This window comes from Paractinoplanes ovalisporus, assembly GCF_016834655.1.
GTDB classification, from domain to species: domain Bacteria; phylum Actinomycetota; class Actinomycetes; order Mycobacteriales; family Micromonosporaceae; genus Actinoplanes; species Actinoplanes ovalisporus.
This window is the reverse complement of sequence record NZ_JAENHP010000019.1, coordinates 59,833-78,881: the sequence shown is the minus strand read 5'-3', so window position 1 is coordinate 78,881 and position 19,049 is coordinate 59,833. Positions and strand designations below refer to the sequence as shown.

11 protein-coding genes are annotated in these 19,049 nt (G+C 70.3%); 4 read left to right on the top strand and 7 right to left on the bottom strand.

What is annotated here, in order from left to right; translation table 11 throughout:
• Positions 1 to 50: 50 nt before the first annotated feature.
• The gene (locus JIG36_RS38350) at positions 51 to 1,820 is read right to left on the bottom strand and encodes a glycoside hydrolase family 6 protein (protein ID WP_203381355.1); all 1,770 of its coding nucleotides are present in this window, start codon (positions 1,818 to 1,820) and stop codon (positions 51 to 53) included.
• Positions 1,821 to 1,995: 175 nt separating this feature from the next.
• On the opposite strand from JIG36_RS38350, the gene JIG36_RS38345 reads away from it, so the two are divergent.
• Positions 1,996 to 2,625 carry a hypothetical protein gene (locus JIG36_RS38345; RefSeq protein ID WP_203381354.1) on the top strand — a complete coding sequence of 210 codons (630 nt, stop codon included), beginning with the start codon at positions 1,996 to 1,998 and terminating at the stop codon, positions 2,623 to 2,625.
• A 79-nt stretch (positions 2,626 to 2,704) separates the two neighbouring features.
• Here JIG36_RS38345 and JIG36_RS38340 read toward each other — a convergent pair whose 3' ends face one another.
• Complete coding sequence (locus JIG36_RS38340) at positions 2,705 to 5,155, bottom strand: LamG-like jellyroll fold domain-containing protein (protein WP_203381353.1); 2,451 nt, start codon at positions 5,153 to 5,155, stop codon at positions 2,705 to 2,707.
• A 178-nt stretch (positions 5,156 to 5,333) separates the two neighbouring features.
• On the opposite strand from JIG36_RS38340, the gene JIG36_RS38335 reads away from it, so the two are divergent.
• Positions 5,334 to 6,833: a sensor domain-containing diguanylate cyclase gene (locus JIG36_RS38335; RefSeq protein ID WP_203381352.1), complete on the top strand. Its 1,500-nt coding sequence runs from the start codon at positions 5,334 to 5,336 to the stop codon at positions 6,831 to 6,833.
• Here the strand turns inward: JIG36_RS38335 and JIG36_RS38330 are convergent.
• Complete coding sequence (locus tag JIG36_RS38330) at positions 6,826 to 7,431, bottom strand: hypothetical protein (RefSeq protein WP_203381351.1); 606 nt, start codon at positions 7,429 to 7,431, stop codon at positions 6,826 to 6,828. The two genes, JIG36_RS38335 and JIG36_RS38330, sit on opposite strands and share 8 nt — an antisense overlap.
• Before the next feature lie 29 nt (positions 7,432 to 7,460).
• Positions 7,461 to 8,528, bottom strand: a complete 1,068-nt coding sequence (locus tag JIG36_RS38325; protein WP_203381350.1) for an ROK family protein — start codon at positions 8,526 to 8,528, stop codon at positions 7,461 to 7,463.
• Positions 8,529 to 8,565: 37 nt separating this feature from the next.
• Here JIG36_RS38325 and JIG36_RS38320 point away from each other — a divergent pair, with 37 nt between their 5' ends.
• A complete protein-coding gene (locus JIG36_RS38320; protein WP_203381349.1) occupies positions 8,566 to 9,585 on the top strand; it encodes a sugar phosphate isomerase/epimerase family protein in 1,020 nt (339 codons plus the stop codon).
• Between the two features lie 22 nt (positions 9,586 to 9,607).
• On the opposite strand, the gene JIG36_RS38315 is transcribed toward JIG36_RS38320, so the two are convergent.
• Complete coding sequence (locus JIG36_RS38315) at positions 9,608 to 11,725, bottom strand: FUSC family protein (protein WP_203381348.1); 2,118 nt, start codon at positions 11,723 to 11,725, stop codon at positions 9,608 to 9,610.
• Between the two features lie 11 nt (positions 11,726 to 11,736).
• Positions 11,737 to 12,879, bottom strand: a complete 1,143-nt coding sequence (locus JIG36_RS38310; protein WP_203381347.1) for an acyl-CoA dehydrogenase family protein — start codon at positions 12,877 to 12,879, stop codon at positions 11,737 to 11,739.
• Between the two features lie 44 nt (positions 12,880 to 12,923).
• Between JIG36_RS38310 and JIG36_RS38305 the strand changes: the two genes are divergently transcribed.
• Positions 12,924 to 15,863 (top strand): glycine--tRNA ligase, encoded by a 2,940-nt coding sequence (locus JIG36_RS38305; protein WP_203381346.1) that lies wholly within the window; start codon positions 12,924 to 12,926, stop codon positions 15,861 to 15,863.
• Here the strand turns inward: JIG36_RS38305 and JIG36_RS38300 are convergent.
• Positions 15,808 to 19,047: an nSTAND1 domain-containing NTPase gene (locus tag JIG36_RS38300; protein ID WP_203381345.1), complete on the bottom strand. Its 3,240-nt coding sequence runs from the start codon at positions 19,045 to 19,047 to the stop codon at positions 15,808 to 15,810. The two genes, JIG36_RS38305 and JIG36_RS38300, sit on opposite strands and share 56 nt — an antisense overlap.
• Positions 19,048 to 19,049: the final 2 nt, after the last annotated feature.

Sequence of the window (19,049 nt, the reverse complement as noted above, 5' to 3'; positions counted from 1 at the left end):
GGCCCCGCTCCTCGTGGGTTAGAGCGGGGCCCGGCGGTCCTATCTACCCGTCAGGAGAGCGGCGGGTAAGCGTTGGCCATCAGCTGGCGGAACTGAGCCGAGAACCAGGCGCCGGAGATCGGCGCGTTGGGCAGGGCACCGCTCATGCTGTTGCCGTTGCGGGCGTTGCCGGTGTAGGTCGGGTCGCACATCCGGTCGAAGCCCTTGCCCTCGTCGTTCGGGATGAGCGAGGAGGAGCCGTCCGACTCACCCGGGGGCTTGACCCAGACGTACGCGTCGATACCGCTGGCCGGGGCGGCCGTCGGACGCTCGCCCAGGCCCGCACCGGACTGGTTGCACCAGTTGCCGGCGTGGATCCGGCGGTCGATGCGCGACTCGTTGACGAAGGTGTCGATCACGGTGGAGGTGCTGGCCGCGGTCGGGCGGGCCGAGCCGCCCCAGCCGTTGCGGCTGGTGTCGATCAGCATGCCGATGCTCGAGTTGAAGCCGATCGAGACCAGGCGCTGGCGGAAGGCCTGAGCGAAGGTCAGCTCGTCGGTGTACTGGTTCCAGTCCACCCACTTCGACTGCCGGACGCTCTGGCCACCGACCTGGGTGGTCGGCTGCACGAACGGCTCCCGCAGCGCGGAGTAGTTGGCCGTGTTGGTGATGAAGCCGTGGACGTTGTTGACGCTGCCCGAAGCCTGCGCGGCCTGCAGCATGATGTCGGCGGTGGGGTTGAAGTTCGAGTCCCAGCCGATCCAGCCGTGGTGCGCGGCGTCCACGTAGTTGTAGGTGTTGCCGAGCGCGCCCAGCTTGTTCAGCGCGTAGCCGACACCCTGCACGTACCCGCCGTTGGCCTTCATCGTGTCGCAGGTCGCCGTGCCGCCGGCCTGACCGGAGGTGTTGGTGATCAGGTTCGGCAGCGAGTCGATCTCGATGATGTTGATGATGCGCAGGCTGCGGTACTTCGAGTCGGCCTGGATGGCGGCGATCGGGTCGATGTACTCGCTCTTGTAGCGCGGCAGCTCGTTCGGGCCGAGCTCACCGTTGGAGGCGAGAGCGGCGCAGTCGCGGCCGGGCAGGTTGTAGATCACGAACTGGATGTAGCCGGCGCCCTGGCTGAGGGCGGCGTCCAGGTGGTCCCGTACGCCCATCGAGCCGTTGGAGCTGCTGTCGTCGGTGCCCTCGATCGCGGCGATCCGGTCCAGCCAGACGGCGGTCGGGTTGCTCGAGACCCGGTTGCCGCCGGGCTCGGCGTCGGCCTTGGCCTTCCACTCCGGGTTCACATAACCCTTCGCACCCGCGTACGGGTTGTCGACCTTGCTGCCGGCCGGCGGAGGCGACGTCGGCGGGGTCGTGGGCGGCGTGGTCGGCGGCGTCGTCGGCGGTGTGGTCGGCGGCGTCGTGGGAGGCGTCGTCGGGCCGGTCGAACCGGTGCAGGCCGTGCCGTTCAGCGAGAACGAGGTGGGCGCGGCGTTCGTGCCCGAGTAGTTGGCGTTGAAGCCGAAGTTCGCGCTGCCGTTGGTCGGCAGCGACGACGCCCACGACGGGTTGGTCGCCGTCACGTTCTGACCGGACTGGGTGATCGTGGCGCTCCAGCCCTGGGTGATCTGCTGGTTGCCCGCGAAGGACCAGGTCAGCCGCCAGCCGCCGGAGATCGGGTCACCGAGGTTGGTCACGTTGACCGTGCCGGTGAAGCCGGTGCTCCAGCTGTTGGCGGAATAGTCGACGCGACAGCCGGCCGCGGCGCTCGCACTGGTGGCGGCGAAGATGCCGGCCCCAGTGATGAGCGATGCGGCGGCGGCCGCGGTCAGACCGCGGATGAGGACAGGTCTCATGTGGTGGCTCCTCGAGACATGCGGCGGGCGCCCCAGGGGACGCCGGGGGATCAGCCGGAGATACATCGAGGGGCATCGCTCCCCGGCTGTTTCGACAGCATGACATGGGAGCGCTCCCACCGCAATCGCCTGTTAACAACCGGCTCGGCTTGGGTTCATGCCGTATAACGGACGCGTGCAGGTATACGAGCTCACCGAGGCATTGGCCGAAGTTCCCGGGGTCGAGGTCAAGGTCAAGCGGGGGCTCCTCTGGGTGCACATCCCCGCGATCGGCGACACGGCCCAGCTCGATCCCGACGCGATCATGGCCGCCGAGCCGGTCTTCGTGCCGACGCGCAAACCGGCCGTGCAGCTCGACATCCGGCGCGGCCACGAGGTGCTGCCGCTGATCGTCACGGTCGACGACATGGTGTTCAACCCGGTCTACGCCGACGATCTGGTCGAGAAGGGCGCCCACCGCCGCATCCCCGCGATGCCCGCCCTCATCTCGTATTCCGAGATGCACCGCGACGTCCGCGCCCTCGGCAAGTCGATCGACGACCCGAAGCTCGACCTCGACCCGGAAAGCCTGGCCGCGACGCTGCTCGCGCACCGTTGTTTTCTCGCCGGCGCGATGCGGGTCGGCCTCTGGCCCGTACGGGTGGCCGCCTGGTGGGAATACGCCAACGCCCGGGTCGGCGGCCCGGCCGGCCTGGCGCCGCTGCGCTCCGACCCCGACTGGGACGACCTGATGTCCGACGTGGCCGAGGCCCGCCGCCAGACCGAGGCCGCCCAGTCCCCCTCGATGCAGCCGGCCACCGACTGAAGCACCGCCGGAAGCCCGGGAAAGCAAAAGAAAGCGCCGCGCCGTAATGCCCCGGCGCGACGCTTCCCGTCAATGGTGACTAATTGTTCGAGGTGTAGAGCTCCTTGATCTCGGCCGCCGAAAGAGCGCGGTCGTAAAGGTGCACCTGGTCGACCGTTCCGTCCAGGTAATCGACCGGGTTGCCGCCGTACTTGCCGCGCCCGATCACCGTGTTTCCGGTCGGCGACCCCTGCGGCAGGCAGGCACCGGCGGTGCCGGCCAGCTCGCCGTCGACGTAGAGCCTGAGCTCGCCCTTCACGGTGTCGCGCACGCCGACCAGGTGGTACCAGCGGCCCACCTCGGGCTTGACCGGGCCCAGGGCGCGGACCCCGGCGAAGCTCATCGCGAAGCGCTGGTCGGCGCCCGAGTACTGCAGGAAGAAGTCGCTGTTGGAGGGCCCGTCCTGCGAGACCACGGTCTGGAAAGCGCCGTCGGCCTTGTCGAGCTTGACCCAGGCGGCCGCCGAATAGTCGGAGGCCGTGTTGAGAACGGGCTTTCCGGCGTCCAGGAATTGCGACGAGCCGTTCACCGCGACGCCCTGACCCTGGTGGCCCTCGGCGAATGCGGGATCGCCGACCGGAGTGAGAGTTCCGTAGTCGCCGTCGAGCGGCCAGAACGCGATTCCCTCGAGTCCGGGCGTGCCGGGCGGCGGGGGCGGGATCGAGGTGGCCGACCCGTCCGCCTCACGGATGATCTTCTGGTTGATCGCCTTGACCTTGCGCAGATCCATCTTGGTGACCTGCCGGTCATACGTGAAGAAGCCGTTGAGCTCGGCCTCGACGTCGGTGATCTGGGTGTAGATGGCCGCGCTGATGCCGCAGCGCTGGGCCGAGGTGAGCACGTCGGTCTGGTTGGCGACGTACTTGGCGGTCAGCGTGGCCTGGTCGGGCACCATCTCGTAGGCCTGCCCGTCGCCGAACCACATGTGGTTGGACGTCTTGAGGCCGTAACCGCCGTGCTCGCCGTCGATCGCCACCCGCGTCTCCGAGGGCGACGGCGAGGCCGGGCCGAGGTACTGGTGGAAGTCGATCACGTCGCCGCGGCCGGAGTCACCCTTGGAGTTGCAGCAGTTCACCCCGCTGTGCGCGTTGACCAGACGGGACGGGTCCTGCTCCTTGACGGCGTCGGCGATGCGCCCGGTGGCGGCCCGGTCCCACTCACCCCAGCCCTCGTTGAACGGCACCCAGGCGACGACCGAAGTCCAGGAGCTGTGCTCGCGGACCATCTCGTGCAGCTCGGCCTCGAACTGGTCACGCCACTCGGCCGGGAGCGGGCCGGTGTTGCCGCTCGGCATGTCCTGCCAGATCATCAGGCCCAGTTTGTCGGCCCAGTAGTACCAGCGGTCGGGCTCGACCTTGATGTGCTTGCGGACGGCGTTGAAGCCCATCGCCTTGTCCTGCTGCAGGTCCCACTTGAGCGCGGCGTCGGTGGGCGCGGTGTAGAGGCCGTCGGGCCAGAACCCCTGGTCGAGGTTCATCATGTTGAACAGGATCTTGCCGTTGAGCGTGATGCGCAGCCGCCCGTCGGGGCCCTTCTTCGAGCCGATGGTGCGCAGCCCGAAGTACGACCCGACCGTGTCGACCGTCCTGCCCCCGCTGATCAGGGACACGTCGAGGTCGTACAGGAAGGGGTTGTCGGGCGACCACAGCTTGGGCTTGCTGATCGGCAGCGTCAGAGCAGCGCCGGAGGCGCCGGTAACCGTGCCCACCGTCCGCGAACCGTCGCGCGCGACGGCCTTGACGGTGAGGCCGGCCGGCGCGTTCACCGTCAGACGAAGCGAGGAGAGCGTCGGCGTCATCGAAACACCGGCGATCGACGCCGTCGGGACGGGTTCCATCCAGACCGTACGCCAGATGCCCGAGCTGCCGAGGTAGAAGATGCCGCGGTCACTGACCCGGCGCTGCTTGCCGATGGGCTGCCCGGTCGAGTCGGTGAGGTCCTCGGCCCAGACGATCAGTTCCTGCGGGCCGGTGCCCTTCAGCGCGTCGGTGACGTCGACCTCGAAACCGTCGTACCCGCCGCGGTGGGTGGCGACCTCGGTGCCGTTGACGTAGATCTTGGCGTCGTAGTCGACCGCCCCGAAGTTGAGGCGCAGCCGGTTGGCCGACCCGACCTTCCAGTTCGCGGGCACGGTGAAGGTCCGGCGGTACCACATCCGGTCCTCGTGCCGCTGGATGCCGGAGAGAGCCGATTCGATGGGGTACGGCACCAGGACGCGCTCGCCGAGGGTCTGGCCGGTGGGCACGGCCTGTCCGGTTGTGGCCTTGGCGAACTCCCAGACGCCGTTGAGGTTCTGCCACTTGTCGCGGGTCAGTTGCGGGCGGGGGTATTCGGGCAGGGCGTTGTTCGGACCGACCTTGCTGGTCCAGGGAGTGGCGATGGGCGGGATGCCGGGACGCCACTCGGTGGCGGCGCTGGCGGGGGCGGCCGCGCCGGCCACGAGCAGGGCAGTTACGGACAGGGCGGCAAGCAGGCCGCGATGTTTTTTCACGCGCGATGTTCCCTTCGGTGGCAAAGGTTGCGCTCGGGCTCACTCAGGAGCAAACACAACTCAACAACCTTCTACAGATGTCGTCAAGGTTTTATGAGCATCGATATCTGACCGTCTGCACCCGAACCGCGACCGGCCGTCCGTCAACCACGCCGATGCGATGCCGACCTTGAGGGGCATGAGCGTGAGCACCAGTGCGGGCGTGGCCGGCGCGGTCCTCGGGGCGGATCCCCAGGACGCGCTGGTCGCCGATCTCGTGTCGTTCATGACCAAGGACACGCCCTCGGTCCAGCACGTGCTCGAACTTTCCGAGCCGCACCTGCGCACGGCGGCCGGGCTGACCGCGGCCACCGTCTTCGAGCTGAACGCCGAGACCGGCATGCTCGTGACCGCGCGTGTCGGCGAGCCCGGCAGCCGCGACCTGTTCGTCGCCGGGAAGGTGCTGCGACAGGCGGCGGGTGCGAAGCCGGCCGTCTCGGGCGAGCAGATGCCCGTACGGCTGCGGATCGGCGGGCAGACCGTCGGCGTGCTGCTGCTCACCGGCAGCGACCTCGGGGTGCTGCGTCCCGACGTGCTCGCCGCCCTCGCCCTGCACGTCGCCACCACCCTGCAGGGGCTCGCGGCCGAGCGGCAGCGCCAGTTCCTCACGCATTCGTCGACCACCGTCCGCCGGCTCTTCGAGGAGGGGATGGCCGCCGCGAGCGTCGAGGCCGCCGGCCGCGTGCTGGCCGCGTCGGCTGCCGATGGCTTCCGCACCGAGCACGGCGCCGTCTGCCTGACCGACGCCGACGGCACGATCCGCTATGTGCACGCGGTCAACCTGCCCGACGGTGACGACCAGCTCGGTGGGCTGGTGGGCCGGTCGGCCGCCGATTCGCCGGTCTGGCAGGCGATCCAGGACGGCCGGGCCACGCTGGTCGCCGACTCGGCCACCGCCCAGGTGCAGCCGGGTGGCCTGGTGCGGCTGATGAACCTGAAGGCGTACGTGGCCATGCCCCTGATGTCGGCCCAGGGCCCGATCGGCCTGATCATGATCGGGGACTCGACGGCGACCCGGACGTGGACGAGCCAGGACCGCATCCTGGCCGAGCAGCTGTCGGTCGAGGGCGCGCTCATCGTCGACAGCGCCGGCATGCGCCAGGCCGCCCAGGCCCACGTGGCCGAGCTCAGCCACCAGGCGTTCCACGACTCGCTGACCGGGCTGCCCAACCGCACCCACCTGATCGAGCAGGCCGAGCAGGCCGTGCTGCAGGCCGCGTCCGCGCACCGCCGGGTGGCGATGATGATGCTCGATCTGAACGGCTTCAAGCAGGTCAACGACACCGCCGGGCACCAGGCGGGCGACGTGCTGCTCCAGCAGGTGTCCCAGCGGCTGCTGGGCGCCGTGCGGGACGACGACGTGGTGGCGCGGCTGGGCGGCGACGAGTTCGCCATCCTGCTCACCCACGACCCCGACGAGAGCATCGCGAACGCGGTGGCGGCCCGGATCTGCGAGCGGCTGCGGCAGCCCTTCACCATCGAGGGCCGGGAGGTCACCATCGGCGGCAGTGTGGGCTTCGCGCTCTATCCGGACGACGCGACCGGCTACGAGGCGTTGATCAAGGGCGCCGACGAGGCCATGTACGTGGCCAAGCGCGACACCAAACACAGCGGGGGCGGCTACCGGAGGTTCAGCTGAAGAACCAGGCCACCGTGATGCCGACCAGCGCGCCACTGGCCAGCAGGCCCGTCCCGAACCGGCGGGTCTCGGGCCGCCACACCGATCCCCCGCCGATCAGCAGATAGAGCGGGATCCAGCCCCAGAACGGCGCCGCCAGCCCGGCCATGGACGGGAACAGCGTCATCGGCCCGACCGCGGCGCACGGCCCGATGCAGCCCAGCGCGAGACCGCCCAGCAGCCCCGCGAGCAGCGGCGGGTCGATGAGCCGGGCCGGGACCGCCGGCGAGGCCACGGCCAGCACCGGGTCGTCCCCCGGCTGCTGCGTCAGCGTGATCACATACCCCGCCGGGTCGTGGACGACGAGCGTGCGGCCGTAGCCCTCGATGCGGCAGCCGGCCTGCTCCCAGAGTTCGCGGACGGCCGCGTACACCTCGTCGGTCAGCTCCCCCAGCCCGGGCAGCCGGCCGCCGCGCATGATCCGGACGCCTTCCCGGGTCGGCGGCGGCATGAGCTGCGACGGCGGGATCCGGACGAGGTGCAGTCCCGGGTACGCGTGCAGGGTCGTCTCGAGGCGCTGCTCCACGCCCTCGATGGCCTCGCTCCGCCCGGACTTCACCCGACACAGCGTCCCGCATTCCGGTCTTTTTATCCGGAATTCGCCAGCTCCCGGTCGACCCGCTCGGCGGCCAGGGTGTGCTGGACGACCATCGTCGCCGCGCCGATCACCCCGGCCTGGAACCCGCTGGTGGCGGTCACGATCTGGAGGTGACCGGTGGCGAGCGGCAGCGACCGGCCGTAGACGACCTCGCGCACCCCGGCGACCAGGCTCTCGCCCGCGCCGGCCAGGGATCCGCCGATCACCACGAGCTCGGGGTTGAGCAGGCTCACGCAGGTCGCGACCACCTCGCCGATGGTGCGTCCGGCCTGGCGCAGCGCCTGGGCGACGACCAGGTTGCCGCCGTGGACGAGCGCGACGATGTCGCTGTTGGTCGCGGCGGGCACCCCGGCCGCAGTGAGCTGCCGGATGATCGCGCGGCCACCGGCCACGGCTTCCAGGCAGCCGGTGTTGCCGCAGGCGCAGAGCACGTCGGGGGCGTGCGGCGCCGCGACGTGGCCGAGGTCGCCGGCCGCCCCGACCGCGCCACGCAGCAGGCGGCGGCCGCTGATGATCCCGGCCCCGATCCCGGTGGCGACCTTGACGAACAGCAGGTGGTCGAGGCCCGGATGGGCGGTGACGTGCTCGCCGAGGGCCATGATGTTGACGTCGTTGTCGACCAGCACGGGAACGTCCCAGTGCCGGCGCACGTGACCTGGCACGTCGAAGCCGTCCCAGCCCGGCATGATCGGCGGGCGCCGGGGCCGGCCGCTGGAGTGCTCGACCGGGCCGGGCACGCCGATCCCGATGCCGGCCAGGTCACCGGCGCCGCGACCGGCCGCGTCGAGCAGCCGCCCGATCGTCGCGGCGACCCGATCGAGCACCACGACCGGCCCGGCCGTGATGTCGACCCGTTCCGCGGCCTCGGAGAGCACCCGCCCGTGCAGGTCGGTGAGCGCGACGTTGCCGTGGGTGGCGCCGAGGTCGACCCCGACCGCGACCCGGGCCTGCGGGTTGAAGGCGAACCGGGCCGGCGGGCGGCCACCGGTCGAGGCGGCCTCACCCGAGGGCGCGAGCAGACCGCTAAGCCTTCGAAGGTTCTCGAAACTCGCAGTCACTTGCTCGAACGTCCTCGAAAGACTCGAAGGAGAAGCCGTGGACCACAAGGTAAGTCGCCGCCTCGTCCTGGGCGCCGGCGCCGGAGTCCTGACCACCGGGGCTCTCGCCGCCACCGCGGGCCCGGCCCTGGCCGGCTCCTCGTACGGCCACTCCGGAGGCGGCCCGAACACGATTCCGGCCGACCGCGTCGGCCTGCAGATCTTCACCGTCCGGGAGTTGATCGGCGCCGACTTCAAGAACCTCGAGATCGCCTTGGAGGCGGTCCACGACGCCGGTGTCCGCGAGCTCGAACTCGCCGGCACGTACTACGAGAAGACGACCGCCCAGCTCAAGTCGCTCGTCCAGTCGTACGGACTGAAGATCGTGAGCAACCACTTCGGACCGCGCGGAGCCGGTCTGCCCAACCCGTGGGCCACCTACGACGGTCGCATGCAGATCTTCGAAGACGCCCGGACGCTGGGCCGGTTCCCCTATGTGGGCACCGGCAGCGCCTTCGGCTTCGACGGCGGCGGGTTCGGCCCGTTCACCGGCGAGAACATGAAGGTTCTGGCCGACCAGTTCAACAAGTGCGGCGAGCACGCCGTCAAGCAGGGCTTCGGCGGTTTCTTCTTCCACAACCACGACAGCGAGTTCAAGCTGGAGAAGGGCCGGCCGATCTTCGAGATCCTGCTCGATCGCACCGACCCCCGCTACGTGAAGTTCGAGGTCGACCTGGGCTGGGTGTCGGTCGCGGGCGAGGACCCGTACGCGTGGATCAAGAAGCACGGCAAGCGGTTCATCGCGTTCCACATCAAGGACATCAAGTGGGACCCGAACGGCAACCGGACGGCGGCCGCGGGCACGAGGGCCGGCGGCCGGAAGTTCCGGTTCGTCGACGTCGGCAAGGGTGACGTCGACTGGACCCGCACCCTGTCCGCGCTGAAGGACCTGCGCGACTACCGGTTCTTCCTGGAGTACGACGACGCCGGCAACCTCGAGCTCAACCCGCCCGGGTCGGCCAACACGGTCTGGCGCGGCTGCAGCGCGCTGGACAGCATCAACACCAAGCGGAGATAACCCGTACGACCGGGTGGCCCGCCTATGTCGCTCCGTCGGCGACCCGGGCCACACGGTCGCGCAGGTCGTCGCCGGGCTCGGGGCGGCCGGTCACGTTGATCAGGTCCTCCCGCAGGCCGTCCAGCCAGACGCGCAGGTCGGCGATGATGTAGAGGTCCTGGCCGAGGTCGTCGGGCCACTGCTGCGAGGTCGCCGAGGGCGGCCGCGGCGGGGTCTCGTGCCGTTGCAGGGCCGACGCCGAGCGGTCGTAGCACCCGGCGACCGAGCCGGCCAGCGTCGTCAGCTGGGTCACGCAGGGCAGCAGGCCGCCCGCCGGGCACGACTTGACCAGCGCCTCGGCGCCGCGGACGGCGTGGTGCCCGGCCACCAGCGTGGCCTGCCAGTCGATCGTCGCCGCCGGGTGGCGCTCGCTCTGATAGAGCGCGAACGACGCCTCGGCCAGCTGCCCGGCGAACCGGGCCCGGGGCAGCGCGTCACCCGGCGACTGCCCATTTGCCATCACCGCGACCGTCTCGCGGACCACCGCCGCCGACGACGCCAGGAACGTGCCGGCCGCCCGGTGCAGCTCGCCGCCCCCGCCCCGCGGCCACGCGAACAACCCGATCAGCACGCCGATGGCCGCGCCCACCAGCACGTCGGCCACGCGCTGCTCGGCCAGCCGCCAGTCGACCGGCGTGACCTGGGCGAAGACGAGCGTGATGACCAGCGTGAACAGCCCCTGCGACCAGCCCAGGCCGAGGAGCGGGCCGGCCGCGAAGCCGGCGATCATCACCAGCGGGAGCGCGACCACGTAGACCAGCGGGTCGAGGCCGAGGATCAGCAGCAGGGCGGCCACGACCGAGCCGGCGACCGTGCCGGCGATCGCGGGCCGCAGGGTCGAACGGGTCTCGGCGGCCGAGGCGCGCAGCACGGTCAGGATCGTCAGCAGCACCCAGAAGCCGTGCGACAGGTCGAGCACGCCGGCGATCAGGCGGGCCACCGCGAGGGCGGCGGCCAGGCGCAGGGCGCCCTGGAAGGCGACCGACCGGGGCGTGAGGTTTTCCCGCAGGCGGTGCCAGAACAGGAAGGCGTCGCGCCGGTCGGCATACCAGAACTGCCCGGCCGGATCGACCCGCTGCGGCCGTTCCCCGGCGGCCAGACGCACCGCGACGACCAGCGTCTTGGTCCACTCCCCGAGCGACAACGCGAGCGCACCGAGATGCAGCCGCTCCGGCGGCAGCCCGTCGGGTGGGGTGTTCATGCGGGCGATCCGGAAGTCGGCGATCGCCGCGGTGACCCGGTCGGTGTCGGGCAGCGGGCCCTCGGCGCGCAGCCAGGCCCCGGTGGCCTCGACACAGCCCGCGGTGGCCCGCAGCAGCTTGGTCGCCGCGGGCCCGGTGACCGCCTCGCGGTCGTCGGTGAAATACAGGTCGACCACCCGGCCCAGCAGCAGCCGGGCGGTGCCCGCGGCCGAGGAGAGCGCACGGTCGCAGCGACCGGCCGAGGCGGGCCGTTCGGTGGGTGGCAGGCGCGACGGCCGCAGCGCGTCGGCGGCGTCGGTCGCCTCGGGCAGGAGGGCGGCCAGGCGGGACCGGTCGTCGGCGAGCGCCCGCAGGCAACCGGCCAGGGCGCTCACCGCGTCGCCGAGGCGTTGCCGGTAGGACGGCGGGGTCGGGTCGGGCCAGAGCCACAACTCGGCCGCGGCCAGCAGCACGACGGCCAGGGTCAGGCCGGCCAGCCGTTCCGGGAGCGAGCTGGGATCGTACGGAGGGAAACACGGGAGGATGTAGAGGAGCTGCATGCCGGCCGCGAGCCCGACGATCCGCGGCCCGCCGACACCGGCGAAGCTCACCGCGAACCCGAGCACGAACATGCCCGCGGCGGCGGCCCAGGTGGTGACCGACAGCAGCGTGCCGAACGACACGAGCACCCAGCCGACCGGCAGAACGGCGATCAGCGTGCGGGCGCGCTGCCGGGGTGACCCGGGAATCTGTGAGAGCGCGCCGAGGGCGACCACACCGAACAGCGCGTACGGCGCCATGGTCGCGCTGCCCAGGACGTACCGGCAGAAATAGAACCCCAGGCAGGCGACCAGGGTGACCCGGACCGCCCGCCGCACGACGACCAGTTGCGGGTCACGCTTGCGCACCCACGCCCACATGCAGCGCAGTCTTACACGAAGGCGCTCTGGCCGGTCACCGCCCGACCGACGATCAGGGTGTTGATCTCGCGGGTGCCCTCGTACGAGTAGAGCGCCTCGGCGTCGGCGACGAAGCGGCCGATGTCGTAGTCGAGGACGATGCCGTTGCCGGCCAGCAGTTCGCGCGCCCAGCCGGCCACCTCGCGCATCCGGGTCGTGCAGTAGGCCTTGGCCAGCGCCGAGTGCTCGTCGCGGTATTTGCCGGCGTCCTGCAGCTGGGCCAGCCGCACGCACATGCCGAGCGAGCCGGTGACGTTGCCGAGCATGCGGACCAGCAGATCCTGCACGAGCTGGAACTTCGCGATCGGCCGTCCGAACTGCTCGCGCTCCTTCGCATAGTTCAGCGCGATCTCGTACGCGGCCAGCATGACCCCCACGGCCTCCCACGCGACCCCGCTGCGGGTCTGTCGCAGAACCTTCGCGGTGTCCTTGAACGAGTTCGCGTTCTGCAGGCGGTCGGCCTCCGGAACCCGTACGCCGGTCAGCGTGATGTCGGCGTTCTGCACCGTACGCAGGGCGATCTTGTTCTCGATCTTGGTGGCGACGAAGCCGGGGGCGTCACCGCGTACGACAAAGCCTTTGACCTGGTTGTCCTCGACGTCGCGGGCCCAGACCACGACCAGGTCGGCGAAGGTGGCGTTGCCGATCCAGCGCTTGGCGCCGTCGAGCACCCACTCGTCGCCCTCGCGGCGGGCCGTCGTGCGCAGGCCGGCCGCCACGTCGGAACCGCCCGTCGGCTCGGTCAGCGCGAACGCCCCGACCCGGTCGAACGAGGCCATCGCGGGCAGCCACCGCTGCTGCTGCTCGGGCGAGCCGCACATCGTGATGCTGCCCATCGCCAGGCCCGCGTGCACGCCGTAGAAGGTGGCCATCGACGCGTCGGCCCGGGCCATCTCGAGGGCGAGCCACCCGTTGAGCAGCGACGAGCCCTCCCGCCCGGCGATCTCCAGTTCGGCGTACCGCTTGATCAGGTGATGCGGGAAGTCGGAGCGCTGCCAGTGGTCGTTGGCGATGGGCACAACCTCGGCCTCGAGAAAGTCGCGGACCCGGCGCACGACGGCGGCCTCGTCCTCCGAGAGCAGGTCCTGAAAGGCGTAAAGATCTCCGTCGAGCATGTTCGGTACCTACCCGCGCGGACCCCGTCCTAGACTTCGGTCCCATGCTCACCATGCAGGACGCGCTGGCCCGGTTGACCGCGTACTGGACGGCTCAGGGGTGCCTGACCGTCCAGCCCATGAACACCGAGGTCGGGGCGGGGACGCTGAACCCGGCGACCTTCCTGCGTGTGCTGGGTCCCGAGCCGTGGCGGGTCGTCTATGTCGAGCCCTCGGTGCGGCCCGACGACTCGCGCTACGGCGAGAACCCCAACCGCCTGCAGACCCACACCCAGATGCAGGTGATCCTCAAGCCCGACCCGGGCAACCCGCAGGAGCTCTACCTGGGCAGCCTCGAAGCGCTCGGCATCGACGTGAAGGCGCACGACATCCGGTTCGTCGAGGACAACTGGGCGTCGCCGGCGCTGGGCGCGTGGGGGCTGGGCTGGGAGGTCTGGCTCGACGGGCTCGAGATCACCCAGTTCACCTATTTCCAGCAGGCCGGCGGGCTCAACCTGGAACCGGTGTCGGTCGAGATCACCTACGGCATCGAGCGCATCATCATGGCGCTGCAGGAGAAGACCCACTTCAAGGACATCGAGTACGGCGACGCCATCTCGTACGGGGAGGTGTTCGGCCAGAGTGAGTACGAGATGTCCCGGTACTACCTGGACGACGCCGACGTCGCCGCCAACCGTCAGCTCCTGGAGATCTACGCGGCCGAGGCCCAGCGGCTGATCGACGCCGGCCTGCCGGTGCCCGCCCACACGTACGTGCTGAAGTGCTCGCAGGCGTTCAACGTGCTCGACTCCCGTGGCGCCGTCTCCACCGCCGACCGGGCCGCCGAGTTCGGCCGCATGCGCCGCCTGGCCGGCGAGGTCGCCAAGCTGTGGGTGGCCCGCCGCGACGAGATGGGCCACCCGCTGGGCCTGGTGCCGCCGCTGCCGGCCGCGGTCGCCGCCGCGCTTCCGGCCGCCCGCGAGAACGCGCGCACTCTGATCTTCGAGATCGGCACCGAGGAGCTGCCGCCGTCCGAGGCGCGGGCGGCCCGTGACTATGTGCAGCGGGCGCTGACCGAAGGTCTGGCCGGCACCCGCCTCGAGCACGAGGAGGTGCGGGTCTTCGCGACCCCCCGGCGGCTGGTCGCCCTGGTGCCTTCGGTCGCGGCCCGGGAGGCCGATCACGTACGGCAGGTGAAGGGCCCCCGCGTCGGCGCCCCGGCCAAGGCCGTCGAGGGTTTCGCCCGCGGCCAGGGCGTCTCGGCGTCCGAGTTGTCCGTTGCGTCGGTGGGCGGCGTCGATCATCACGTGGTCTCGCGGGAAGAAGTCGGCGGTCATGCGTCCGAGGTGCTGGCCCCGGTGCTGGCCAAGGTCGTGACGGGTCTGCGCGCGGCCAAGAACATGCGCTGGAACGACCCGCAGCTCTCGTTCAGCCGTCCGATCCGCTGGCTGACCGCGCTGTGGGGCGACGACGTGGTGCCGGTGGCGGTGGGCACGCTCGCCGCCGGCCGTCGCACCCGCCTGCTGCGTACGGCCGCCGAGCCGGTGGTCGAGATCGCGTCGGCCGAGACGTTCATGGAGACCCTCGCCCTGGCCGGCATCGTGGCCGACCCCGAGGACCGCCACGACCTGATCGTGACCGGCGCCCAGGACGAGGTCTATCCCGACGGCCGCGTCGACGTCACCGGTGAGGCCGCGCTGATCGAGCAGATCAGCTATCTGGTCGAGGCGCCCACACCCTTGCTGGGCACGTTCGACGAGGGTTACCTGTCCCTGCCCGACGCGGTGCTCACCACGGTGATGCGCAAACACCAGAGATACCTTCCCGTACGCGGTGAGGACGGCTCGCTGCTCCCCATGTTCGTCACGGTCGCCAACGGCCCGGTCGACGTCGAACTGGTGCGGGCCGGCAACGAGGCCGTGCTGCGGGCCCGCTACGAGGACGCGGCGTTCTTCTACCGCGCCGACCGCGCCCTGCCGGTGGCCGAGATGCGGGACCGCCTGACCCGTCTCACCTTCACCGACAAGCTGGGCTCGATGGCCGACCGCGCCGCCCGCATCGCCACCCTCGCCCTGTCACTGGCCGACTCGCTGGGCCTCGGCTCGGCGACGCTGGGCCGGGCCGCCCGCCTGGTCAAGTTCGACCTGGGCTCCCAGCTGGTCACCGAGATGACCAGCCTGGCCGGCGTGATGGCCCGCGACTACGCCCTGCACGCCGGCGAGCCTCGCGACGTGGCCCAGGCCGTCTACGAGACCGAGCTCCCCCGCAACACCGGCGACGCCCTCCCCGCCTCGGTGCCCGGGGCCCTGCTCTCCCTGGCCGACCGCCTGGACCTGGTGGCCGGGCTGGCCGCGACGGTCGGCCTGCCCACCGGAAGCAGCGACCCTTTCGCCGTACGGCGGGCCGTCCTCGGCCTGCTCGCGGTGCACCGGGCCCATCCCGCGCTGGCCGCCCTGTCCTTGACCGAGGCCCTGCGAACCGCCGCGGCCCAGCAGCCCGTAGAAGTCTCGTCCCAGGTCCTGGACGCCGCGGGCGACTTCCTGGCCCGCCGCCTGGAACAGGTCCTCACCGAGGAGGGCCACCCGGTGGACCGCGTCCGGGCCGCGATCGGCCACTACGCCCGCCCGTCGGTGGTCGACGCCATGCTGGCCCAGCTCGAAACCCTGGTCGGAAACCCCGATTTTGTGGCCGTGGCCGCCGCCATCCAGCGGTCCCGCCGAATCCTCCCACCCGACACGGCCGCCGGTTACGACCCCGCTCTGCTGACAGAGCCCGCCGAGCTGGCCCTGCACGAGGCGGTGTCCAACGTGAAGGCCGACTTCGGCACCGACTTGAACGCTTTCACGGCCGCGGTCGAGCCTCTGGTCGAGCCGTTGTCCCGCTTCTTCGACGAGGTCTTCGTCATGGCCGAAGACCCCTCCCTGCGCGCGGCCCGCCTGGGCTTGCTGGCTACGGTCCGCGATCTGGGCGCAGGTCTGCTGGACTGGCCGGAGCTCCGCCTCTAGCCGGCGGCAACCCGAAGTCCCGCCGCTCTTCCGCGGTCAGCACACGTCCCACCCCGGCCCAGTTCGTGGATCCCGGTGGTGGGACGTCCCATCGGTATACCGTGCCGTCGGGCGTGACCGCCATGAGACAGTCGGACCAGACACAGTCCAGAAAACGTCGCTGTACGGGAAGCTCGACGAGCCCGCCGTAGTCCGTGTCGAACAGAGTCACACCGATCCCGTAAGCCGCGACAAAGTCTCCGTCCGGAGACCACGTCATCGCCTGCAAGGTCGAGTCCAACTGACGCTGCAGATGGGGTTCGGCGTTTCCCACCCGCCAGACGGCGATCCGTTCGTCGGCAATCAGCGCGATACGGTCACCTTCCGCCGACCAGGCCAATGCCACGCATGCGGTCGGCACCGTCAAACGATGCCGAGCCGTTCCATCGGTGACGTCGAGCAGCGCGACGCCGGACGAATCGGAGAGGGCGAGTAGTTCTCCGGTCGACGACCAGGCACCGGGGTCGGGCAGGCCGAATCCGGGAAGCTCCCACATCAACCGGCCGTCCGATGCATCGAAGACGGAGACCACACGTTGGCCCGCCTCGGACTTCCCCGCGGGACGAGCCAGCTCACAAGCGACGTGGCGGCCGTCCGGCGACCATGCAAGGCCGTGCGCTTCCGGCGCCTCCCACTGGGCATGCAGATTGCCGGTCGAGACTTCCCACAGCCGCACTCGGGCGCCCTCCGTCACCGCCACAAGGTCGCCACGAGGTGACAACCGGATCCCCGATGCTTGGCCGGAAAGCAATTTCGGCGGTTCCGACTCCGAGAAAACGGCGGGACGCCCCTTCCCGACGAGCGCCGCGACAACACCCGAATCATCGAGTGAGGCACTCGTCAACGCTCGAGTTCGCATGAGCTCAACCCGTTTGTTCGTGCTCTCCGGATCGTCCCGGGGAAGCGTCCAAGCTTCGACGCCGTTTGCGGTCTCAGTCATCAAAGTCCGCCCGTCCGGTGACCAGTAGATCGCTCGTGGCACCGCGGAAGCCCGCAACAGGTGATGCAGATCGCCGCCCAGCGCCGACCGGACCACCACAGACCGCGCATCCGGGTCTTCCTGGGTTGCCAGCAACGCGCGCCCGTCCCGCGACCAGCACATCGCCGCATCGGTGGCCACCGGCCACTCCGCACGAGGGACACCGTCGCGGTCAAAGATCATGCAGGTCATCGCATCGACCTGCTTCCGCATTGCGGCGATGAACAATCCGTCCGGCGACCATTCCGGAACGCCGCTCACCTGGAAGCGGGTTCTCGTGAACAGTCCGGTCTCCGAACCAGCGGCATGCACCTCCAACTGATCGTCGAAGACGGCCGCCATCAGACCGCCATCGGGGGACCACGAGGCGATCTGGATGCCGGGCATCACCGTCCGCCGAATCGACCGCGGCATGTCGTCGTCCATGTGGAAGAACGCGAACCCGCCTCCGCCGGTGGCCACAACGAACCGGTCGTCTCCGATCCAGCCGACCGGGGGGCCGGGCAAATCAGCCAGCTTCGCCGTGTCATCCACGCGCCACACAGCGTTCTCGCGTAGCGCATAGGAGCCGCTGGGGCTGAGTTGGCAGATCTCCCCGGTACGTCCACCGGCGCGCGCCACATCGAGCAAGCCACCGTGGCCGTCCCAGGTGCAGATCTTGCCGTAGTGGTCCGCCGTACGAACCCGACCGTCGGTCAGCCACACCACACCGGACAGCGCGGTGGTGTGCCCGGTCCGGATCTGATGCTCTGTCGGCCTTGCTTCCCGGCTCCAGACGACCAGCTCGCCGGCACGGGTCGGCGTGATCTCACGCATCGCGGTTGCCACGGCGGCTTCCAGCACCGCAGAGTCCCTGGACGCACGGAGCTGCGCTCGCTCGATGATGCCGGCCGCCCGTCCGCCCAGCTCGTATTCGCGCAGCTGCCCCGCGGCGGCAAGAAAGTCCCGCAACGCCGATGTCGCGGTGACGTCCGCAATCACTGTCTCCGCCCTGGACAGTGCTTGGCCCCGCAACAGGTCGTCGGTCGTCCCGGATTTCTGCCAAGCGGTTGCGCGCCGCTCCAGCAAGGTGACCTCGGCCAGTTCCTGCCGGTGCTCCTCGACCAGCTCGGCCAGGGTCTGCCACTGCCGGAACAGCGCATCATGCGCCAGTACGACCGCCGTCCCCTCGTCCCGGTCAGTGAGCAGGCGTGCTTGCCGCAGTTCCGTCACGATTGCGGCGACTTCGCCGTCGAGCGACGCACGGACGATCGTTCTGCGTACGCGTCTTTCCCCTTCGATGCCGACCAGGCTCAGCAGCGTGGCGTCCACTACCGCCCGCGGATACGCGACGATCAGGCCCTGATAGACCGTGCCGGCGTGCTCGGCGATCGCGCCTCCCACGCGCCCGGCCGCGTCGTACCGGGCGTGCGAGATCCGGCCACTCTCCCGTTGCTGGTAGAGCTGTTGCAACAGCAGGCCGAGCAGGGGCAAAGCGTCTCCGACGGTCGCTTCGGCCAGCATGAGGTCAACCAGACCAGGCGCGAAGGTCACTCCGGCCGCGGCCGCAGGTCTCTCGATCGCATCCCGCATCTGTCGCGGATCGAGCACCGCGACCGGGATGGGCTGATCGAACAGACCGGGCCGGAGTCCGGCGGCAACCGCGAGGAACTCGGGGCGCATCGTCACGACTACATGCAGTTCGCGCCGATCCCGCAAGGTTTCGTGCAACAGATCGAGAAAGGGCCCCCGATCCGCCGGCCGTGACTGTGTGAAGAGATCCTCGAGCTGGTCGATCACCAGGACCACCCGGCCACTCGCGCCGGAGAGGTGGTCCCGGAGTGCAGCGCCCCCGCAGGCGGCACGCAGATCGTCGAAGACGTCCGGGCCGGGTTGCATCGGGCCGATCACTCGCCATCGCCTCGGCAGCCCCGGCAGCACCCCGGCGCGTAGAAGAGACGATTTGCCGCTTCCCGACGGCCCGACCAGAGCGAGAAAACGTTGCTGCGGCGCGATTCCGGATCGCTCCAGCCTTCGCAGGACGGTCCAGGTCTCCTGGCTCCGCCCGAAGAACACGCCTACCCGGTCCTCATCGAATGCGGCCAGGCCCGGGTAGGGGTTCTCGTCGCCGGTCCAGGTGATCGCCGATTGCCGGCGTCGCCACCACCGCCACGCGAACCAGGCCAACG